The sequence below is a fragment of the Bradyrhizobium nitroreducens genome (assembly GCF_002776695.1).
Taxonomy (GTDB): domain Bacteria; phylum Pseudomonadota; class Alphaproteobacteria; order Rhizobiales; family Xanthobacteraceae; genus Bradyrhizobium; species Bradyrhizobium nitroreducens.
The window spans coordinates 6,422,263-6,441,666 of sequence record NZ_LFJC01000003.1; the positions used below are offsets into that span (position 1 = coordinate 6,422,263).

Sequence of the window (19,404 nt, forward strand, 5' to 3'; positions counted from 1 at the left end):
CTGTAAATGCCCTTGTAGCGCGCAGGCTTGAGTAGCGGCTCGAAGATCTTCGCCGTCGGAATTTTCAGGATGGACAATGGATGCGCTCGCTCGCCCTAGGTGTGGAGCCTCAAGAGGTTGTCCTTGGTCAGCCCAAGTCTGCTGATCGGCGTTTGTGAGTCTATACCACCGTGGGGCCGGTGCCAGTTGTATTGATGCAGCCAGATCGGTAGCTCTTCGGCGCGTCGATCCGAAGTGGGGTAGGCTTTGGCGTAAGCCCATTCCCGAAGTGCAGTCTGGATGAAGCGCTCGGCCTTGCCGTTTGTTCTGGGCGTGTAAGGCTTTGTCCGGATGTGTTTGATGCCGAGGTCTCGACAAGCGTCGCGGAAGGCAAACGACTGATAGCAGCTGCCATTGTCGGTCATGACACGCGTGACGGTGACGCCGAGGCTTTTGTAATAGGCCACAGCCGCCTTGAGGAAGGGAACAGCGCTGGCCGCCGTCTCGTCGGGCTTGATCTCGGGGAAGGCGACGCGGGAATGGTCGTCGATACAGACATGGACGAAATCCCGGCCGGCGCCGCGGCTCTTGTTCGGAGCACTCGGATCGCCGGTGATACGGTGGCCGATACGCTGGAAACGCCCGAGCTTTTTGATGTCGATGTGAATGATCTCGCCGGCGTTCTCGCGCTCATAGCGGCGCTCCGGCTCGGCCGGCTCCAGATCGCGTATCCGGTTCAATCCCAGGCGGCGTAGGACGCGGCTGACGGTAGCCGGCGAGACCTCGACTTCGGCTGCGATCTGCTTGCCGGTGTGGCGCTGCCGGCGCAAGGCTTCGATCGCGGTGCACGTGGCTGGCGGGGTTTGGCTCGGCGATGAATGAGGTCGCGACGAGCGGTCGAGCAAGCCATCCACACCTTCTGCGCGGAAGCGCTTGACCCATTTGGCGACGGTCTTCGGCGTCGTGTTGAAAAGGTCAGCCGCGCCGGCCTGGCTCAACCCACCCTCGACCACGCTTCGCACCATCGCCTCTCGACCTTTGGGCGTCAAAGGCGCATTCTTATGCACGTTCATCTGGTCTCTCCTTGGAACACTGAAGCTTCGCAACCTCAGCTTCCTCGGTTCAGACCAGATGGACAACCTCCTGACAGACCACAACTAGATCGGCCGGCCCGGCCCGCCAAGCGTTGCACTGTGTCAGCGCATGGAACGTCTTCGACCGAGATCCTATCAACCCCTCAATGACTACCATCATTGTTCCCTGCCCCCACTATGCAGAGAGTCGATAAACTGTTGTTTTTGCGAAATATCTTGTGTCCGCCCAGCAAACTCGCTGCATAGCGAGCCCGGCCAATACCTTCGGTCAGCGATCTTCTCGCTCAAGAACCATTTCCTTTAATGGGCTCCGAGACCAAGACGTGGGATTCAACAAGCGCTTGCAAATTGCCGCCACACCCGCAACAATAGATCAGCTAATTCTATACAACTAAGACCGACCTAACTCGGCATCTTCTCAGGGGGGATCATGTCGAGTCAGGTATCGGTATCCGAAGCCACAAAGACGCTCGTCAGCTCCGGGACAATCACAACGCAAGCTGCCGTTCAACTGTCGCAACGAAACAGAACAATATCCGTTGCAGACATACGCGCCGGCTTCGAGGATCCAACGCTTGGATGCTTCATCGTCGACGCCTCCCCTTCCATGGAGCCATACATCGATGACGTGATCGCCGGGCAGCGGCAGATGATCGATATTTTGCGCGCTAGCGCGAAGTGCCGAATGGGAGCGCTGTATGTTGGCCAATGGCTCTTTTCGAATGAAACAACCCTTTTGAATCCATTCAGCGTACTCGCTCAAACCGGCAATGACGCCGTGGCACTTCTTGATAAAACCCGCTATCGACCGCAGGACGGGGACGGAACGGCCCTGTATGCGACCGTCTTTCACGTTCTCCAGGACATGGCCGCCAATATCGCTTTTGCGCTAGAGCAAAACATTCGTACGACATTCACGCTGGGCCTGATAACGGACGGAGAAGACAATCAAGGCGGCGCCAAGCCAGCCGACATCAAGACCATTGTGAGTGAACTAAGAGCAAACGAATATCTAACCAAGTCAGTAGTCATCGGCATTGAAAACCCAAAACTCTCGCGAAAAACAATTGTTGATATTCAAAATAGCCTCGGGTTTGACGACGCGATTTTCGTCGGTCAAAGCGGCCGCGAAATAAGACGAGCATTTGCGCTCGCTTCAAGAGCCTCGATCGGATAGCGCGATTCTCAACAGCGCACGCTTCGTAACCGGTGTCTCTCATGCAAGTACTCGTGAACGCACAACTATACGACCTCGATACGCCGTTCGCCTACGGCGGCGAAGGCGAAATTTACGATCTGACAAAGCAGAGCGTAGCGAAGCTCTACTATGACCACCTCATCGATGATGAGCGCAAACAGAAAGTCCTCGCGCTGTGCAACTCCCACGCAAATTTTCGCAAGCGCCACAATGATCGCATGATCGCCTTCCCCGAGGCTCCCGCCTACCATGGCACCGTGTCGTTCGACTCCGTCGTCGGCTTTTCAATGTGTCGGTACACATTTCCAAAGCTCGATAAACTTGGATTTGATATTTCCGCAGGGAGATTCTCCGAGGACAGCGGCCTGCGGTTCGACGACCGGACTGCAATTAGATTCGTATACGACACCTTCGGGCTAGTCGACCAACTTCATCAGTCGCGGATTGTCCTAGGTGACGTTAATCCTGGAAACATAATGTGCGATCCGTCGACCGGGAAGCCGGTGATTATCGACGTCGACGCAGCCCAGATCGGCGGCTTTCCTTGCCGTGCGACTCACGACAACTATAACGACCCTCAACTCCTATCGCGCGGCAAGGGGCGCGGGGGTGCACTACCCGTCGACTTCGGCACTGACATCTTTGCGCTAGCGGTGGTTTGCTTCGAATTTCTCGTTGGCCGCCGACCGCATTGGCTAAGGGTAACACCGCCGAAGCTAGACAAGCAGAATAAGGCGGTTGGGATTAGCAGCATCAGGTGCATCGCCATAGGCCGTGACCACTTGAGTTCACACGGAGTACGCTATTTCCCATGCCCCGAAAATGAATCGGTTGAGCGCCGCGTCGCCCAACTCAAATCGCTCGATAAACGTCTGTACGACTTCTTCGAAGGCGTTTTCGTTAGAGATGACAGGGAGAACATACTGTTCACACTGCCCATTTCAGACGTAAAGCATCCAGCCAATCATTTCTTCGAAACCAGTGGAATGGCCGCGGTCATACGCCGCGAGAAGGAGCGACGACAGGTGCGCGACGATGTCTTAGCACGCCAGGGACAGCGCGCAGTCCCTGATTCTGGCTTCAAAGACTTGATCGCATCGTTGGTGCCGTCGCCCTCGACACCATCTTCGCCGAAAAGGACAACTCGCCAGCAGTGCCCCGATCCGGCGGAATTCGGCAATTTCTTGAAGCAATTCAATTTGAGGCTTAGCACCTCATGACATTGCCTCGTCGCCCCCCCTTTCAGACTCGCATATCGCACTTTGAACTTCCCCAAGAAGGATGCGCGCTTCCATTTGCGATCGGGGGCGCTACTCAGCACAATTTGACAGCCGTTACCGAATGCCAGAATTCTCAAGATTCATCGAGCATCATAATAAAGCCGAAAGCCATCGTCGCGGTCGTAACCGACGGCTGTACTGGAACTCATGAGAGACTGGCAGCGAGCACTCGGTCGGCGAATGAGGTCGGTGCGAAATTGCTTTCTTATGCCGTGTCAACTCTCGCACTAAAGCTAGCCATCACTCATACGCGACTATCTCCGGATCGGTTTGTATTAAAGCTGTCTGACCTCGTTGGCCGCAGGCTACTTAGAACGATTCGCACTTTCGCCGGCCCCGATCTCACATCCCAGCGCATCTTCGCGTTCGACTTCCTGATGTCGACGATCCTTGGCCTTGTCGTTACGGATAAGCGCTTCATAGTGTTTCACTCGGGCGACGGACTCGCTTCGATAAACGGAACACTGTTCGACCTTGAGAGTCAGGCGGGAACATATCTGACCAACGACCTTTTTTCGCGGGTGAACGCTGAGGCCGACCGCCCCTCGATCAAGCTTCTCTCCGCCGGCCCCACCAGCACTCTCAACAGCATATTTCTAGCAACCGACGGACTTTCCCGACTGATCAGCGAGTATCGTGACGAATTCACTCAATTCGCTAACGCAAGTCCATCACCGCGACAGGTGAGAAACGGTGTCGACTTTCTCCTCCAAGACTTCCGAAGTCGCCTTGCATGGAACCCTGCAGTTGAGCCCAGACTCGACGATGATGCAACGTTCGTCCTGCTGAGACGGACAAGCGCGGAGGCAGCATCTCATGATCAAGATCACTGATGCCAACGTTGCACACGCCGGCGGCTTTCTTTCCGCTCTCTCGGACAAGAGCGTCGAATACATGCAGAGCGTCCTTGGGCAATCATTCAAGCCCCTGTCCCAGCAAGCCGTCGACCAGCTTGAACGGATCATCATCCATACTGATCCACACCTAGACGAGTATTTTGCCCAATTGCTGTTCCGTGCCTGTCTACCGCGCGAAAAATGGCAATGCGATCTAGTCGAACAATCAATCTTTTCTGAGACAGACGACCTCGGAGCAAAGCATCTATGGCCTTCCGCGGCCGTCCTGGGCGTTGGCAGCACATTTGGAGGCGGAGCTCGACCGCTCTTTCTGTTCGATGAGCATGTGTCGGGACAAAGCAAGGTCGCGGCGTCATGCAGCCAAATAGTTGCTGACAAGATGTTGAGTTCTGTCCCGTCGTCGGTCAGATCTGTTCTAGATGAAGTAAACACGATCGACGAATTCGGCGGCGGTCATCCGCAAAATCTGAACAATCTCGTCAAGTCAATGCACGAAATTCGCTTTCTATTCGACTCAAGCGCAAGCGATGGCGCTCAGGTCCGAGACAACCTCACACCCCAATGGAAGCGGGCGATCGTTGATGCGTGCCTAGTGGCTGTCGTTTTTTGTCAAGAAAACCGCATCAATCTGTTGGACAATCCCGATCTTAAACGTGAAGCTCTGATCTCGTCGCTAGAGAACTATATCGTACACAGCCCGCACACAGACGAGCCGCGCTTTGATGATGCGGTGAACCGTATGCGAAGTATCTTTGGAGATCAGCAGAGAACATTCAAGCAAGCCATTTTAGGTACTCCGGCGGGCAAATCGACACCCCAACTTCTTCTCATCAGCCGGATTTGCTTTGCTTGCACTCACTGCTGGGGTGAGGCGATCCGCGACGTCATCGCGACCCATTTCTGGGAAGGCGAGTTGCAGAACCAACTGCACTTCTATGCCGTCGAAGATGCCGTTGGAGCTGCCGTACGAGGCCAGAAGATCAAAGTAAGCACTCAGGTCGGTACAATAACCCATAATGTACTTCGCGAAATTGATGTCATGGCCCCCGATCACCGGGGCGGACCACTTAGACGAAAGCGCGCACATGTTTGGGTGGTAACAATCACGCCCGTCGCTGGCGTATCACGAATTCATCAGGCTATTCAGAATTATCTAAACGAGAACAACCACGGGTGCGGCTTCATCTTGCTGAAGAGCCCTGCTTCGGGGACCGCGGCACTTTTCAAAGGTTCGCATATCCCCGAAGAGATGTGGCGGAGGCTGGTGAACACGATCACCAGCCGGGAAGGCGACTGCTGGCACGTGATTGAACGATCCGACGGCACAATCGCTCCATTCATACTGAATGGCAATAAGACGCATCAGTACGTGCCGCGAACTGGTCTCGATGACAAAGCGTTGGTCGAATTGGTGAAGCGAACAGTCTTCTAGGTGTGGTCCAAACGCGTATTGCTCGATAGTGCCGAGATGTAGGGCAGAATGGATGGCGAATTGGCGCGAAGACTTTAGAAGCGCTTATGGTGCGTTGCGCAGCATTGAGCCATTCTACTTGCGACTGGCGGCAGTGTTGATTGCTAGTGGAGTCGGCGTCCTGGCTCCGGGATTCAAGGATCTCATAATTGATTTCCTAAGAAAGACATTCGGGTTGCAGACTTCTCCAACGGCCCCTGTTTGGGTCGGGCTTCTACTCGTGTCCGGGGGCGTATTTGTGATCTGGCTGGGATCAACACGGGGCGCCAATGCTTCCCTGTCGGGATCGCAATGGCTGGCTTTCAAAATAAGGTATCCGAACGGCTCAAGAAGAATTCATCGTTTGCCGAGAAACTCGTCCATCAGCATCGGGCGTGGACAGGACAACGATCTTATCATCAAGGATGACTACGTTTCCAAGTACCACTGCATCGCCGAAGTTCATGATGACTACATTGAAGTCACCGATTTGGCGGCTCACAATGCGATCAAGTTTAATGGGGTTAAGGCTCGAAAAGGTATTCTCCGGATAAACGATACTATGACGGTGGGGCAGACCGAATTGGTGCTTGTTCGGGGGGCGTAATGTTGACGGAACTTGCACTCGAAAATTGATGATGCTCTTCTTTGCTATCGTCGCCCGCTTTTGAGGCCACTTTTTCCGTTCAGATCCTTTATGATTATTCGTATGCACTCGCGTTCGCATCCGACGGGACCTCTGGATCGGAACGGATGGCGCTCTCGATGGCGTCCTTTAGGTGGAAACGCAGGATGGCCTGATACGCCTCGATAACGGTCGCTGGCAAAAATGCCAGTTGCGAGCGACCAACCATGTTGAGCAAGGGGTGTGCGAGAGCCCACGCACCGCGTCAGCACGGCGATTCAATTCCAGAGATTGGTTGTGGTGCGCTCGGAGGGCGTTCGCATTTTCTGCGATTTCAAAGGCTTGCAGACCGAGATGCAGAGCAAAGTGCATTTCGGGACTACCCGTGCTTTTCAGCGTGGCGAAGTGTCCAAAATCACAAAAGAGGAGCCCAGAAAAGTCTGCGAATGTCTTTTACGATCAAATTTGAGCCGATGATCTTCAGGTTATGAGCCTGACGAGCTACCGGGCTGCTCTATCCCGCGTCAATGAGAAACCTCTTTCTATAGATATACTTAGGCTCGCACAAGGAATAAATTCCCAGAAAAATACTCCGCCATGTCCGATCTATGTCAGATGGAGCAATCGGAGAAGCTTTGTAACGGTTGAGAATGGGGCCCTCGGACGCCTTCTTTCTCGCAATGCAGCCCATTGCCCGCTGCAACCTCAATTGGGGCGATACGAGTAGCCATTAGGTCCATAAGTGATGACTTCACCGGTCGCCGGTCTCCGCATTTCCCAACCATCCGGCGGGTTGTCGTGCTCCGTCATTGGCGTCCTATCTTGAAGTACCAGCGCATTTACACCCTTGTAGACGAACAACCGGATCTCGGAAGGCTCGCTTCCGCGGTTCCTCATGGCCATCGCTTCGATTGCCAACTCTCGCATAGTCACATTGGCCTCCACCAATCGGGATTCCCATGTTCGACTATGAACCATCGTGTTGTTCCGCGGCAACTCCCGCGCCGGGATCAACACCCAGGCCGAGATCCATCAATCTCATGGATTCAGAGTTGAACCGTTCGCTCATTTGCCCTCTCTTCCAATCCGACGCAGCGGGCGCTATCTCAGCGCAAAATCGAGAATTGCGGACGCAGGAGAAGGTTACGGCATTCTTGCGTGGGCTCCGGCGAACGATCAGAATGCGCCCATGCCAAAACAAGAGTCAGCCTCAGCGCCGCCAGGGTGGCAGGTACATCGAAGCCCACAATACGGGACCATCATGCGCGCGCGATGCGATGCCCTTGTCCGGGACATTCTCATCAACAAAGAACGCCGCGACCTCGTCCTTCGCGATCCTTGCGCCATACATCGCGAACTCTTCGCCTCCCTCACGCCGGATGGATACCCCGAGTACGCTGGCACATATCGCGGGCAACCCGGAACCACGCTTGAAGGCAGGGAAATCAGTGGACCAAGCCTGCTGGCCCCCGGAAAGACCTTCTTGTTCACCTCTTCGACGCACGTTCCTGACAAAATGGCTGAGCTCGTGGATTATGTATCCTGGGCAATCGCGAGCACGCCCGAGAATGCCGACCAGAGGCTTGGCAGCCTCGCGAAGACTTTTGGCCTCTTCGGTTGCATCCATCCGTTTCTCGATGGCAACGGCCACGTGCAGCGGGTTATCTTCGCAGCGATGGCAACGGCCTTCGGGATTCCCCTCTCGGGGCGCTTCTCGATCCACCCGCGCCCCTACGACATGCTGCTGATGACGATGCTGGAGTTGTTCACCAGAAACAGCGGCGGCCAGGACGACATCAACCGCGTCGGGGAATACCTCAGGTTTTTTCTCGATGGCGTATATGCGTTACCTTATGAGGACTTTGATAGTGGGGGCTAGTGTTCCAGCCCGCGGCCTCGCTTTGTTGCCTTAGCGGACTTCGCTTGCTTCGGATTCCTCAGCGGCCGGCGAGCCCGTGGTGAATGGCAAGATGTAACTTCCCTTTTCGCGGCCCGGAGTGCTTCCTGCAGCCGTACCGCCCAAGCCCGCGCCAACGCTTCTATGGCGGCATGCTGCTCCAGTTCGAGCGCCGCGATCTGCGCCGCCCGGTCCTCCGGCCGCGAACATGTCCAGACATTTGCGAACCGTGCCGCGTACCAGCTCAAAAGGCTGGCTCGCGCACGGGCATGACCGCCGGCAATCCCAGTAGCGAACTTCTGTCTCTTTCGGGACACCGGCGGAATCCGCTGCAGCCGTTGCCCCTTCATAATTCCGGTCCGCCGCCTGGCTCCAACGCTTTCCCCGAACGCTTGCCTTTATCGACCTTGACTGTCTGAAGGCGTTCCTGCTCGCGTTGCAGGGCGCTTGTAGCCAGAGGCCCTTCTTTCCTTCGGCCGCGAGAAATCCGGTCCCTCGCAAAGTCGAGCCATCGGCGTGCCGACCGTTGCTGCGGCACCAGGCCCGCACGCTGTGTCCAGAGGGGGCCGACGTGCGGGTTGGTAGCCGCCTCCCGTGTCCGTGTGGGTGCATATCCGGGAGGAGATCGGCGCTCCTCACCCCGAAGCAAATCAGGCGAGGTCAGCCCCGACGATTGCCGCTCGGCCAACTCGGCGCGGAGGTCCTTCTGGCGGCTTAACACGTCCTTATATAAGTGTCCCGATCGGCGCGGAGGCTCAGTGCTGCGGCGCTTTGTCGTTGGCAAATCTCTGTTTGAGAAGTTCTTCGGCCTTTTCGACGAGGAGGCCTTCGCCAAGGAGTGGCTTCTGGCAAACGGCTTCGCTGTGTGCGATGAGCCGCATCATCGCGAGCACGTCGAGCGCATGGTCGAGCGCGAAGCTGGTCGTCCAGCAAGCTCTGTCATCATTTCGGAGGGCATGCTTGAGGGTCTTTCGCGGAATGTTTTTGAGTGCGTAGTGCAAGACGTGCTCGGCTTCGCCCTCTCCAAGATACACGTTCTTCCGAGCCGCAACGGTCGCGACCTCGGGCAACGCCGTCACGAAGAAGCGGTCATACAGCGTGGCCGCTGGATGCCGCGTGATGGCGGATGAAAGCACCAAATCTTCCGTCATGAACTGCTCTTCAAAATACGCTTCAAGCAAATGTCTTTGGCCCGCAAAAGCGAGGGCAAATATGGGAAATCCTACACAGTCGCATATTAAAAAAGCTTAATTATCAACTAAGGCATTGATTAGCTTAAAAAACAGACCGTCGGGCGACGGGCTGGAGCCAAATTGACCGCCCCTGTGCGACACTAACCTTGGATGCAACGCGGCTTATGAGGTGCTTGCTGCTTCACTTCGCTCAGCAAAGTGGAAGTGGAATGCATCATTCTTGCCCATCTCGCCTGCCAAGCTATCGAACGGATGCCCGCCAAGGGGGCGGGTTGACGCATAGAGGTGGCCTCTTGCCCGGTCGCGAATAGTCAATGGTTCTCGTTGCGATGCGACAATTGATACGAGAGATCAATATGGCGCCTGTTGATCCCATCGACGACCAGGTCGTAAAGTTTGGGCGTTTCAACCAGCCTAAGAGTACTCCGTGTTTACCGGCGTAGCCATTTTTCGAAAGAAAAGAAATTGACGGACCGCCTTGTAAAGCAGATTTCGCCTCCGCCTCCCAGAAACAGAGCCGGCGCAAGGCCTTTTTCCGAATTTACCGAAGAAGCAAACATTATTCTGTTAGGCGAGCCAGGCTCCGGAAAGACCTATCTTTTCGAAGCGTTTGCCGCATCGCAAGGTGGACGATACATCACCACGCGGCATTTTCTCAACTCGCCAGCTTTAGAACGCTGCAATCAAACTTTCATTGATGCGCTCGACGAAAAGCGAGCCGGAAGAGGCGACCAAGACACGATAGACTTGTTCGTGCGCAAACTGTTCGAACTACGGCCGGGCAAAATTCGCATTTCTTGCCGCGAGAGAGATTGGCTCGGCGAAACTGACTTGGCCGCCTTCCGTCCCTATTTTGATATGACCGGACACGACTACGTCGTCCTGATGCTACAAGATCTAAACCGAAGTCAACAAGTGGAGATGCTGGCTTCCCGCGGGATATCTGCTCCCGACACATTCTTGGACGAAGCGACCGAACGTGGAATTTCTGCGTTCCTCGGAAATGCCCAAAACGTTGTTATGCTCTCAAGCTTAGTCCAATTCGGCACCTGGCCCGAATCGCGGCATGCCTTGTTTGAAGAAACTGCAAGGCTTCTTTTGTCAGAGCATAGTCGCAATCGCTCCCGATCTGGAGGCGGTTCTTACACCGCTGCCGAATTAAGAGAAGCAGCAGGTTCCATCTTAGCAGCCAGTCTTATCAGCGGCGTAAGCGGCATAAGCCTGACAGGCCATCTCAACACTGATGATTTTCCGTACTTCAAGGAGATTCCTAGCGCCGATACCGAAAAACTGCTCGCCGCTCTTAGCCGGCGGCTGTTCATTTCGGGCCCCATTGAAGAGACTGTGGACTATGCCCACCGAACAGTGGCCGAGTACGTGGCCGCCGGTTGGTTGGCGGAACATGTCAGAGCAGGTTTTCCGCTTGAGCGATTGCGAGCCCTTTTAGGGGTTTATGGCATTCCGACCTCTGAGATGCGCGGTCTCCATGCGTGGCTTCCTGTCTTTCTTCCAGAGTACGCCCAAACTCTTATCGACGCCGATCCAGTTGGCGTTTTGCTCGACAGTGATGCCGGTGTTCTCAAATTGGACCACCGACGAAGGTTGTTTCGAAATATCGAAGATCGGCAGATTGATCGCTCAATCGCTGTGCGACCACTGGTAGATAACCGATTCAGCGAAGGCATGGAGCTCGAACTTCAAAACGCTCTTCGCAGAGATCCGCCCCTGATGATCATTCAGATTGTTGTAGATAGCCTACAAGGGGCTCCCGGTTCTGTCCACGCGGTCTCTGACCTGCTTTCGATTGTTGGCAGGCCAGATTTGACGCCGGCGCTACGACGTCGCGCCCTTGATATCGTTCTCCAAGTTAATCCAGAAATTGCATCGAGACCTCTGGTAAACTTCTTTCGCGCACGCCGCCACAAGACCGTCGACGACGTCAATTTCATTGCACAAATTTATTCACATCTCTCAAGCATCGGCCAATGCAATCTCGACGACGTCCTCCATCTGCTCAACGCATCGGCCAACGCCTCGGACACCGGTAGCGAATGGAATTTGGACATAGCGGGGACATGCGTACCTAAACGAGACTTGGTCGAGGCTTTAAACAATTTTCCAAAGATTGATCGCGCCCCAGACTCGCGCGTCCCAAGGCCCAAGGAGCGAGCTATTGTCGGACTTTTTGATGTTATTTTTCAGCGCGTCTTATTAGAGCTGCCTCCTGACACTGATGGTGTGCGCTTTTTTGATTGGCTTATTTTTCGGAGAGAATGGCCCTTTGTAAAGCCACCAGCCAATGATGCATTCGTTGATCAGCTGAAATTGCGGGAGGCGCAGTTGCGCGCGGGCCTCTTGGACGCGACGAAGAATTACTCGACATCCAATATAAGCGAGACCTTCTGTGTGTGGGTCCGGCAGGTCACAGTCGGCATCATCTCAGATCGCGACGCGATGAGTTGGCTTATCAGTAAACTAGAAGCCCTCGGATGTGGGCATGATAGTGCGCCACGCCTTTACAGACTCGCCCTGTCAAGTTTGTTGTCTGCGGCAGAATTCGAACAAACTCAGTTCGAAGCTATTTTTGCGTTTGCCGGATCAAATTCCGAGCTTCTTCAGATTCGGGAAAGTCTCTGTACTAGCCCCTGGCAACAAGATATTAATTATTCGAAGAATTCCCTCGACCTCAATCGAATCGAATTCGAGCAGAAGTCTCCCTCGACTGTTTCGTTTAGCTTTGGAGCCGATAGTGCACGGGTTCTCTCCGGCAAGCACGATGGCTGGCTTGGCACAATCTCAAGTGTATATTTCTCGCGCCTTTTAAATCTCGATCGCGTCGATTCACCGCGAGTGCGCGTGCTGAAAGCCTTCGGGAAATGGCAAGCCCAGACCGCATTGGAGGCGTTGTCTACGTGTTTAGATAGGGATGACCTTCCTGAACTGTCAAAAGTGATTGCTTTAGTAGATTCGCGTCAGAATCCCATGTGGTGGATGGCGATATTGGCGGGCGTCAATGAGGAGTGGCTGCGGTCGAAAAACATCAAAGGATTTTCAAGAAGGGCGTTGGCGATAGCGTTTGTCTTGGAACGAACCTACCTAACAGAAAAAGACGAGTTAGAGTTTCACCGAGAGGGATATGGTTGGATCGCGGCTATCCAACGAGATCGGCCGGAATCGGTGTTGGATGTTTACGAGCAGTTTGTCCGCCAGCAATTGCGGCATAATACGCGATCGAGTGCTCTTGATCAGGTACTGTCGGAAGAGCAATTCTCGGACTACAAAGAACATTTCATCTTGCGTCTTTTGCAGGAAGCAGCTGACGTGGAACCAGAGCCACTCGTGCAGTTGTTAAATAGCGGATTCTCGCATATTGCCAATCGTCGAGATTTTTATCAGGTCGTGGCACAAGCGGCCGCCCTTCCAAACCACAGCGATACGGTCGATAGCGCGTGGAAGGCTGCGGCGTTTTTACTCTCATCCGAGACTGCTATTCTTCCGGTAGGGTTGTCAGACTATGCACGTTCTTGTGTCATGGATATTCTTCGTTCAAGTTTGGCTCTCGTGCGGAGCAATGCGAAGCAGGCGATAGCAGTCTTGTCTTTTATGGGAGAAAAAGGCGCACTTCCGACGACCGATGGAAAATTGATCGAATTTTTGATTGCTCGGATTTCGCTCGATCCGTCTCATTTGGCCGCCTCATATCTGCAGCGTTCAAGGGGCGATAGACGCTTTGTCGCTTTCGAGCGTGCACTTAACGATGCCTTGTCCAATCAACAGACCAGACAGAGAGAAAGGCAGTTTGAGCAACCTGGCTGGAAGCAGACGTTGGCTGCCTTGTGGACGGGAAAGCCAGCTAATATAGGAGATCTCTACCAACTTATTATTGTCGAACTCGAGTGGTTGAAAAAGTATTATTCGGCGACGAACGCGGATATTTTCAAGCGTTTCTGGAACGAAGATAGCCGCGGACGGGTGATCGATCCGAAATCGGAAGAAAGTTGTCGAGATGTCCTAGCGGAACATTTGTCGCTGCGTTTGAGTAGCCTTGGAATCAGCGTTGAGCCAGAAGCGCACTTGGCGCGCGACAAACGCGCGGATATTACTATCAATGTTGGAGGGATGAAAATTCCTCTTGAGTTGAAGCGAGACTACCACGCAGATTTGTGGGTCGCGGCAACCGGCCAACTGAAGAAATCCTACGCGTCTGATTTGTATGCGGGGGGGTATGGCCTATTAGTGGTATTCTGGTTCGGCACCAAGCGTCCTAAGAACATACCCAAGGCCCGTCGAGCCAAAACGGCGGCGCAGACGGCGATGGAACTTCAGCGGCGCTTAGCCAAAAGCGTACCTTTGTTTGATAGAGAGAGGTTAGGGGTGGTAGTGATCGATGTGTCAGGAGAAGTGGTCAGCCAATCAACGACGCCTTCTTAACAGCGGGATTAGGTGGTGCGTCACCAATCAGGCGACGCTCGCTGCAAGGCAATCGCTCACCTGCGGAGGAGCGGCTTGGCCAGCGTTGTCAGGAGCTCGTGACGCCTGTTCGCACAAGTAGTACTTTCCGTCGAGAGTCCGCCCACGACGATGTATCGGTTGCCTCTTGGATCGAACAGAGGTGATCGTTCTGGATCCAATGTCATTGTTCTATCTGCATAGGCTACGTATCAGATCTTGGTCAGAGAAGAGAACCTTCTCTAGTTCGAACCTCCCGCTTTCGTCCAGTATGGGTGCGCCAAGCTCATTCCGGACGGGTAGAATTTGATAGTCTTCGTGACCCTTGCCGGCGACCACGACGATGTCGCTTCCTCCTGCCTCCTCGATCGCACAACGAAGCGCGGACTGCCGATCGCCGGCGTCCACGCAGGCGGGGCCGCCGGCAATGATCGCCTTGCGAATTGCCGTTGGCTCTTCCGACCTGGGGTTGTCATCGGTAATCCAAGCACGATCAGCCAACCGGGAAGCAATATCCCCCATCTTGGGTCGTTTCGATGTGTCCCTATCGCCACCGCACCCAAAAACGACATGCAGACGCCCAGTATGGGGAACGTGCGGCCGAAGGCTGCTCAAGACATTTTCCAGAGCATCAGGGGTGTGCGCATAATCGACGTAGACCGGTGCGCCAGCTGGCGTTGTTGCGACCAGCTCTAGTCGCCCTGGTACGGGCGAGACCTTCGCTGCCTGCTCGACAACGTGATCTGCCGTCAGCCCGGTCGCGATCGCGGCGCCCATGGCCGCCATAATGTTGTCAGCCTGGAATTCGCCGGCCAGAGGCAATGCGATCGAACAAACCCGGCCAAAGATGCTTACTTCAAGGTCCTGTCCGGCCGGACGGCTCTTGCGATTGACAAGTTGCAGGTCGCTGGCCGGCGACCGGCGCGAATATGTGATAACCCTGCGCCTGGAGGCCTTTAGTTCCGCCGCCAACTCGGCGCCACGTGGATCGTCCACGTTGATGATCGCCGTGCCGTCCGGCTTAAGCCGTTCGCGAAAGAGCATCGCCTTCGCGACGTAATAGGCATCCATGTCCTTGTGGTAATCGAGGTGATCCAACGTAAGATTGGTGAAAATGGCCGCATCGAACGCCAGGCCTGCCAACCGGCCCTGATGGAGGGCGTGGCTCGAAGCTTCCATGGCCACATTGCTAATGCCGTGGACGGTCTTGAGCTCGGACAGCATGATGTGGAGGGTCTTGGCGTCAAAAGTCGTCAGTCCCGCTTCGAGATTCGTACGAGCGTGCGACCTGCTCTGAATCCCCAGTGTACCAAGGCTGACTGCAGATTTTCCGTTCAAATCCCACAGGTCGCGCAAAAACGAGACTGTCGATGTCTTGCCGTTCGTGCCGGTTGCGCCGACCATCGTGTCCGGCAGCCCAGGATGGAAACGCGCGCAGAGGCGCGCATAGAAGGCTCTGACGTCAGGCACCCGGAGGATAGCTATCTTGGTCAGTTCATAGTCATTAAGCCCAAGCGCCGAAACCGGAACGCCCGACTGTACCGCTATGGCTTGAGCGCCCTTTGCTGCGGCTTGCCTGCAGAACTTGGTCCCGTCTTGCTTTTCGCCCCGGACGGCGCAGAAGACGTACCCGAACCTTACGTCTCTTGAGTCATCCGTGACGCCGAAAAGGTACAGGCCCTCGTTGAACTGAGAGAGATCCCCGACTGGTTCGGCCCCAAACCTGCTTCTCAGTTCGGCTAGATACAAGGTGGTACTCCACGTTCGGGGTCATGAACCCGCTACATGCTGGCATCCCGGCCTTCGTCGTAGACCTCCAACTCCCGCCGCATGATGTCATCGAGCGTTCCGCGTCTCTCGATGATCCGTGTGCGTCCGGTTGCATCGATGAGGACTGACGCAGGCAGGTTCATCGAGTTGTATTCACTCTTCATGGCGTGGCTGTAGGCGCCAATATTGCCCATGACCATGAGATCGCCAACCTTCAGCTCCGCGAACGGGCGAGGCATCAGTCGCCCGCTGTCGTCCGCCGTGAACACGTCACCCGATTCGCACAAATATCCGGCAACCACGTATTCCTTGCCTTCTCCTCGGGGCACCTGATCATGCGGCAAAAAGCGAATGTCGTGGTAGCTTCCGTACATTGCGGGTCGAATGTTGTGGTTCAGCCCGGTATTGACGATGACATAATTGTACCCGCGGATGTTTCCTTCGGTCGGCGTGGTCTTGACGGCTTGAACCTCGGCGAGGAGGACTCCGCTCTCGGCGACCAGGAATCTGCCCGGCTCGATGAAGAAGCGGACATTCCTGCCAAGGTCATCGGCCAGCTTCTGCATGCTCTCCGACAGTTCCTTACCCCATTGAGCAACATCCATGGGCTGTTCGCCCGGACGATAGGGCACCGGCAGACCGCCGCCGAGGTTGACGAACTCGAGATCGCTTCCGAACCCGCGAGCGATATCCAGAGCAATTTCGTTGATCTTGTTCCACTGTCGCCACTCTTCCGGCTTGGAGCCCGATCCGATGTGAGAATGGATTCCGACGATACGCAGACCATGAGAGGCAGCGATCGCTTTGGCCTCGTCGATCTGGTCTTTGTAGATTCCGTGCTTACTGCTCGGGCCCCCGGTATTGGTTCGGTCGCTCTCGCCATGGCCTTCACCAGGGTTGATCCGGATAGAACAGCAATGCCCGGGCCTTGTGGCCCCCAGCAGTCGAAGCTGATCGAGCGATGTGCAGTTGATAAGGACGCCTTTGTCCGCGAGAAAGCGGTACACCGCGTCTGTGGCTCCTTCGCCGGTGTAGAAGACCTCTTCGGGATTGAACCCGGCACGAAGCGCCCTGTGAACCTCGTTGATGGATGAGGCATCGACCCACATGCCTTCGGCCAGCATGATGCGAAGGACGGCCTGAAGCGTTAACGCCTTGCAGGCGTAGCGAATCTTGAAATTCGGATAGGTAATGACGGACGTCAGTTCGCGGCATTTCCCGCGAATTGTATTTTCATCAAACACATACAGCGGTGTATGATACTTCTCTGCAAGTTCACGCAAAAGATCGTCCGGCAGGCGCTGCATGCTAATTCTACCCTTGCTGGTTTAATATAACGAAACAATCTTTACATGCGTTGGTCAAGTCAGTTCCGTGGAGAAATGAATTTGCCGCCGTTGCCGGTGTAGTGAGCCGCCCCCGGCGCTTGTGCAAAAGCAATTCAATCACGAGGCTCGGGGAAGTCGGCACTCTCGGAACGCGGGTCGTTGTCTACTAATGGCCGTAATCGGCTTCTCATTATCGGCCGCGGTGCGCCACCGGCTGGCTTGCTAACCCGATCATTTTTAAACTCGCGGGCCCTGTCAAATGTCGCAGCAGGCTCCCGTGACGTCGTTCCCGCCATCCAGAGCGAAAGCTGCTCGAATTTATCCGTTGCCGTCTTGTAAAAGGCTCGGGCTCCATATGGCGCGGGGTAGCCCAGCTTTTCCTTCGCCATGCCATCGATCATATCATCGAGAAGGGATTCACGGCGCTCAACCGCCGCTGCATCAGAGGCACGCCGCGAGCGAGCAAAGCGGCGCGACATGTCCTCGAATGAAGCCATGAAGCCCCTGAACCGAACCCAGCGATGATTTGCGAACATGGGTTCGCTTAGGCCACCGGTTTCGGGATCGGTATTCTCGTTTGGATCGAACCTGGACGCGATTAGCATGCCCGCCGCTCGCCCGCGCAAATCGAGATCAGCAATCACTTTCGCGCTCATGTCAAGGTTCAATCCGCCTTCATCATCGCGAAGAGCTATGTTCACAACTCGATCCCGAACACCGGGCGCCAACAGCATTTGATTATCGCTCCAGTACCTGGCCGTGTTCACGAGCGTGGCCGCGAATGAAAGGACACCCGTACCGGGCTTCGTATCGAACGCCGTGAATGGAGCCGGTATGAATTGGTTTCCTTGTGCGACGGAAACAAAGCCCCAGACTTTGTCGTGGGGCGCGGGATCAGTCGCTGTCGTGACGTCGGGCCGGTTCGCGGCAGTACGCGAAGCGGCTCCCGGCTGGGAGATCGGCTTGGCAAGCGCTTGCTCGACCTCCGCGGGATCGTCTTCCTCATCATCTACGCGATTGGTCGATAGCGCGCTCGGGCTCTCTGCGTCGAAATCGACGAGGTTCAAACAAAAGGTCGGGCGCGACGGGATCGGGCTGTCGAAGAAGTGGATCGGAAAGTTCGAGGTCAGCCCGCCATCCGAAAACCAGACGCGGCGAAGTGGGATGTAACCGCTTTCTCCCTTTCCCTTATTGAAGTCCGGCGTCATCAACGGCAACGCAGACAAAAGGACAGGGAAACTCAAGGAGAGCCGCGCGCCGAACACAATGGGCAAGTCCTGAGGCCGCGGGAGCCGAATGACGTCGGACCTCGGCTCGACACGCTTATCGTAGTCGCCGCAAGAATTGATCATCCATTCGACAATCGAAGACGGGAAATATGCGCTGAGAACATCGATTTCGATGTAGAGAGGTGAAGGTGTCTCAAGAAAGGGAAGCTGGACCGTGCGGTTCCGGCTAATATCGCTTGCGATCATTGCAAGCTCAATCTCGCGAGGCGAATGGGGACTGATCGAAGATGGGCCTCCCCCTGGCTGCTGCAGCGACCAAAGCTGACCGAACGTGAGTGGACCGCCGGCGACTGATCGTCCAGCAGCATCCTGCACCGCCCGATGCATCCACGGCGTCAGCCCTTCGAAGTCCGGGCGTTTGATGGTCTTGGGATCAGGCGATGCGCGGCCGGTACAAATCCCGTATTGGTTAGATCGCCAGGCAAGGAGCCATTGCCGCTTCAGCATCAACAAGGTCGAGGCGCACCAAACCACAAGAGACGAAGCGATGGTCATTGCCAACGCCAGCGCTGACAACAGGAGCGACTGTAGACTTCCGCTCAACAGTAGCCACAGAAAAACCAACAGGCCTGCGACAAAACTCAACGCCAAGGGAAGCGCGATTTGCCAATAAGAGCAGGTAATGCCGATGATCTGGAATGCCTGCTTGATCCGTGCGCCTTGAGCGAAAAGCGGTGTTACCAACGCCAATAGCGTCCTGGTCGCTGGTTCCGGTGTGAACAAATGAAACAGGCGCGTGTGCCCGTCGGCCGCCGCTTCGCCGAGCGTTTTCGGCAGCGTTCTTACGATCTCAAAGGCGTTCGGGTTTTTCCCAGTTTGGCGTCCGTATTCAGCGGCAGCTGTCACGGCCGCCGCGATCGCGCCGACAGATGTCCCGCCAATAGATCGGAAGCGGAATTTGCGCGCGATCATCGCCAAAGCGCCAGGATAGATAATCCCGCTCGTGACACCGCCGGCCATGACGATGTCACACTCAAGACGAGGGGAATCGCGTT

At 55.4% G+C, this 19,404-nt stretch carries 12 protein-coding genes; 7 read left to right on the forward strand and 5 right to left on the reverse strand.

Features of this window, described 5'->3' with window-relative positions:
* Positions 1–95: 95 nt before the first annotated feature.
* The gene (locus tag TSA1_RS30655) at positions 96–1,052 is read right to left on the reverse strand and encodes an IS481 family transposase (RefSeq protein ID WP_100179578.1); all 957 of its coding nucleotides are present in this window, start codon (positions 1,050–1,052) and stop codon (positions 96–98) included.
* Between the two features lie 451 nt (positions 1,053–1,503).
* Here TSA1_RS30655 and TSA1_RS30660 point away from each other — a divergent pair, with 451 nt between their 5' ends.
* The 6 genes from TSA1_RS30660 (at position 1,504) to TSA1_RS30690 (ending at position 8,362) form a co-directional block, all read left to right on the forward strand.
* Positions 1,504–2,250, forward strand: a complete 747-nt coding sequence (locus TSA1_RS30660; protein WP_100179579.1) for a vWA domain-containing protein — start codon at positions 1,504–1,506, stop codon at positions 2,248–2,250.
* Positions 2,251–2,291: 41 nt separating this feature from the next.
* Entirely contained in the window at positions 2,292–3,491 is a 1,200-nt protein-coding gene (locus TSA1_RS30665) for a hypothetical protein (RefSeq protein ID WP_100179580.1), read from the forward strand.
* Positions 3,488–4,384 (forward strand): protein phosphatase 2C domain-containing protein, encoded by an 897-nt coding sequence (locus TSA1_RS30670; RefSeq protein ID WP_100179581.1) that lies wholly within the window; start codon positions 3,488–3,490, stop codon positions 4,382–4,384. Before TSA1_RS30665 ends, TSA1_RS30670 begins: the two co-directional genes overlap by 4 nt.
* Positions 4,368–5,840, forward strand: a complete 1,473-nt coding sequence (locus TSA1_RS30675; protein WP_100179582.1) for a hypothetical protein — start codon at positions 4,368–4,370, stop codon at positions 5,838–5,840. Before TSA1_RS30670 ends, TSA1_RS30675 begins: the two co-directional genes overlap by 17 nt.
* Before the next feature lie 52 nt (positions 5,841–5,892).
* A complete protein-coding gene (locus tag TSA1_RS30680; protein ID WP_100179583.1) occupies positions 5,893–6,465 on the forward strand; it encodes an FHA domain-containing protein in 573 nt (190 codons plus the stop codon).
* Between the two features lie 997 nt (positions 6,466–7,462).
* Complete coding sequence (locus tag TSA1_RS30690) at positions 7,463–8,362, forward strand: Fic family protein (RefSeq protein ID WP_145984395.1); 900 nt, start codon at positions 7,463–7,465, stop codon at positions 8,360–8,362.
* A 773-nt stretch (positions 8,363–9,135) separates the two neighbouring features.
* Here the strand turns inward: TSA1_RS30690 and TSA1_RS30695 are convergent.
* Positions 9,136–9,531: a hypothetical protein gene (locus TSA1_RS30695; RefSeq protein ID WP_100179585.1), complete on the reverse strand. Its 396-nt coding sequence runs from the start codon at positions 9,529–9,531 to the stop codon at positions 9,136–9,138.
* Positions 9,532–10,038: 507 nt separating this feature from the next.
* Here TSA1_RS30695 and TSA1_RS39085 point away from each other — a divergent pair.
* Positions 10,039–14,004: an NACHT domain-containing protein gene (locus TSA1_RS39085; RefSeq protein ID WP_145984396.1), complete on the forward strand. Its 3,966-nt coding sequence runs from the start codon at positions 10,039–10,041 to the stop codon at positions 14,002–14,004.
* A 210-nt stretch (positions 14,005–14,214) separates the two neighbouring features.
* Here the strand turns inward: TSA1_RS39085 and TSA1_RS30710 are convergent, their stop codons facing one another.
* The 3 genes from TSA1_RS30710 to TSA1_RS30720 all read right to left on the reverse strand — a co-directional run bounded on the left by TSA1_RS30710 (position 14,215) and on the right by TSA1_RS30720 (position 19,369).
* Positions 14,215–15,771 (reverse strand): UDP-N-acetylmuramoyl-L-alanyl-D-glutamate--2,6-diaminopimelate ligase, encoded by a 1,557-nt coding sequence (locus TSA1_RS30710; RefSeq protein ID WP_100179588.1) that lies wholly within the window; start codon positions 15,769–15,771, stop codon positions 14,215–14,217.
* 32 nt (positions 15,772–15,803) lie between these two features.
* Positions 15,804–17,099 (reverse strand): diaminopimelate decarboxylase, encoded by a 1,296-nt coding sequence (gene lysA, locus TSA1_RS30715; RefSeq protein WP_100179589.1) that lies wholly within the window; start codon positions 17,097–17,099, stop codon positions 15,804–15,806.
* A gap of 134 nt (positions 17,100–17,233) precedes the next feature.
* Positions 17,234–19,369: a patatin-like phospholipase family protein gene (locus tag TSA1_RS30720; RefSeq protein WP_161497280.1), complete on the reverse strand. Its 2,136-nt coding sequence runs from the start codon at positions 19,367–19,369 to the stop codon at positions 17,234–17,236.
* Between the last annotated feature and the right edge of the window lie 35 nt (positions 19,370–19,404).

Excerpts from the sequence above, each read along its gene's own strand:
- TSA1_RS30655 (WP_100179578.1), bottom strand. The coding sequence starts at position 1,052 with ATGAACGTGCATAAGAATGCGCCTTTGACGCCCAAAGGTCGAGAGGCG.
- TSA1_RS30660 (WP_100179579.1), top strand. The coding sequence starts at position 1,504 with ATGTCGAGTCAGGTATCGGTATCCGAAGCCACAAAGACGCTCGTCAGC.
- TSA1_RS30665 (WP_100179580.1), top strand. The coding sequence starts at position 2,292 with ATGCAAGTACTCGTGAACGCACAACTATACGACCTCGATACGCCGTTC.
- TSA1_RS30670 (WP_100179581.1), top strand. The coding sequence starts at position 3,488 with ATGACATTGCCTCGTCGCCCCCCCTTTCAGACTCGCATATCGCACTTT.
- TSA1_RS30675 (WP_100179582.1), top strand. The coding sequence starts at position 4,368 with ATGATCAAGATCACTGATGCCAACGTTGCACACGCCGGCGGCTTTCTT.
- TSA1_RS30680 (WP_100179583.1), top strand. The coding sequence starts at position 5,893 with ATGGCGAATTGGCGCGAAGACTTTAGAAGCGCTTATGGTGCGTTGCGC.
- TSA1_RS30695 (WP_100179585.1), bottom strand. The coding sequence starts at position 9,531 with ATGACGGAAGATTTGGTGCTTTCATCCGCCATCACGCGGCATCCAGCG.
- lysA (WP_100179589.1), bottom strand. The coding sequence starts at position 17,099 with ATGCAGCGCCTGCCGGACGATCTTTTGCGTGAACTTGCAGAGAAGTAT.
- TSA1_RS30720 (WP_161497280.1), bottom strand. The coding sequence starts at position 19,369 with ATGGCCGGCGGTGTCACGAGCGGGATTATCTATCCTGGCGCTTTGGCG.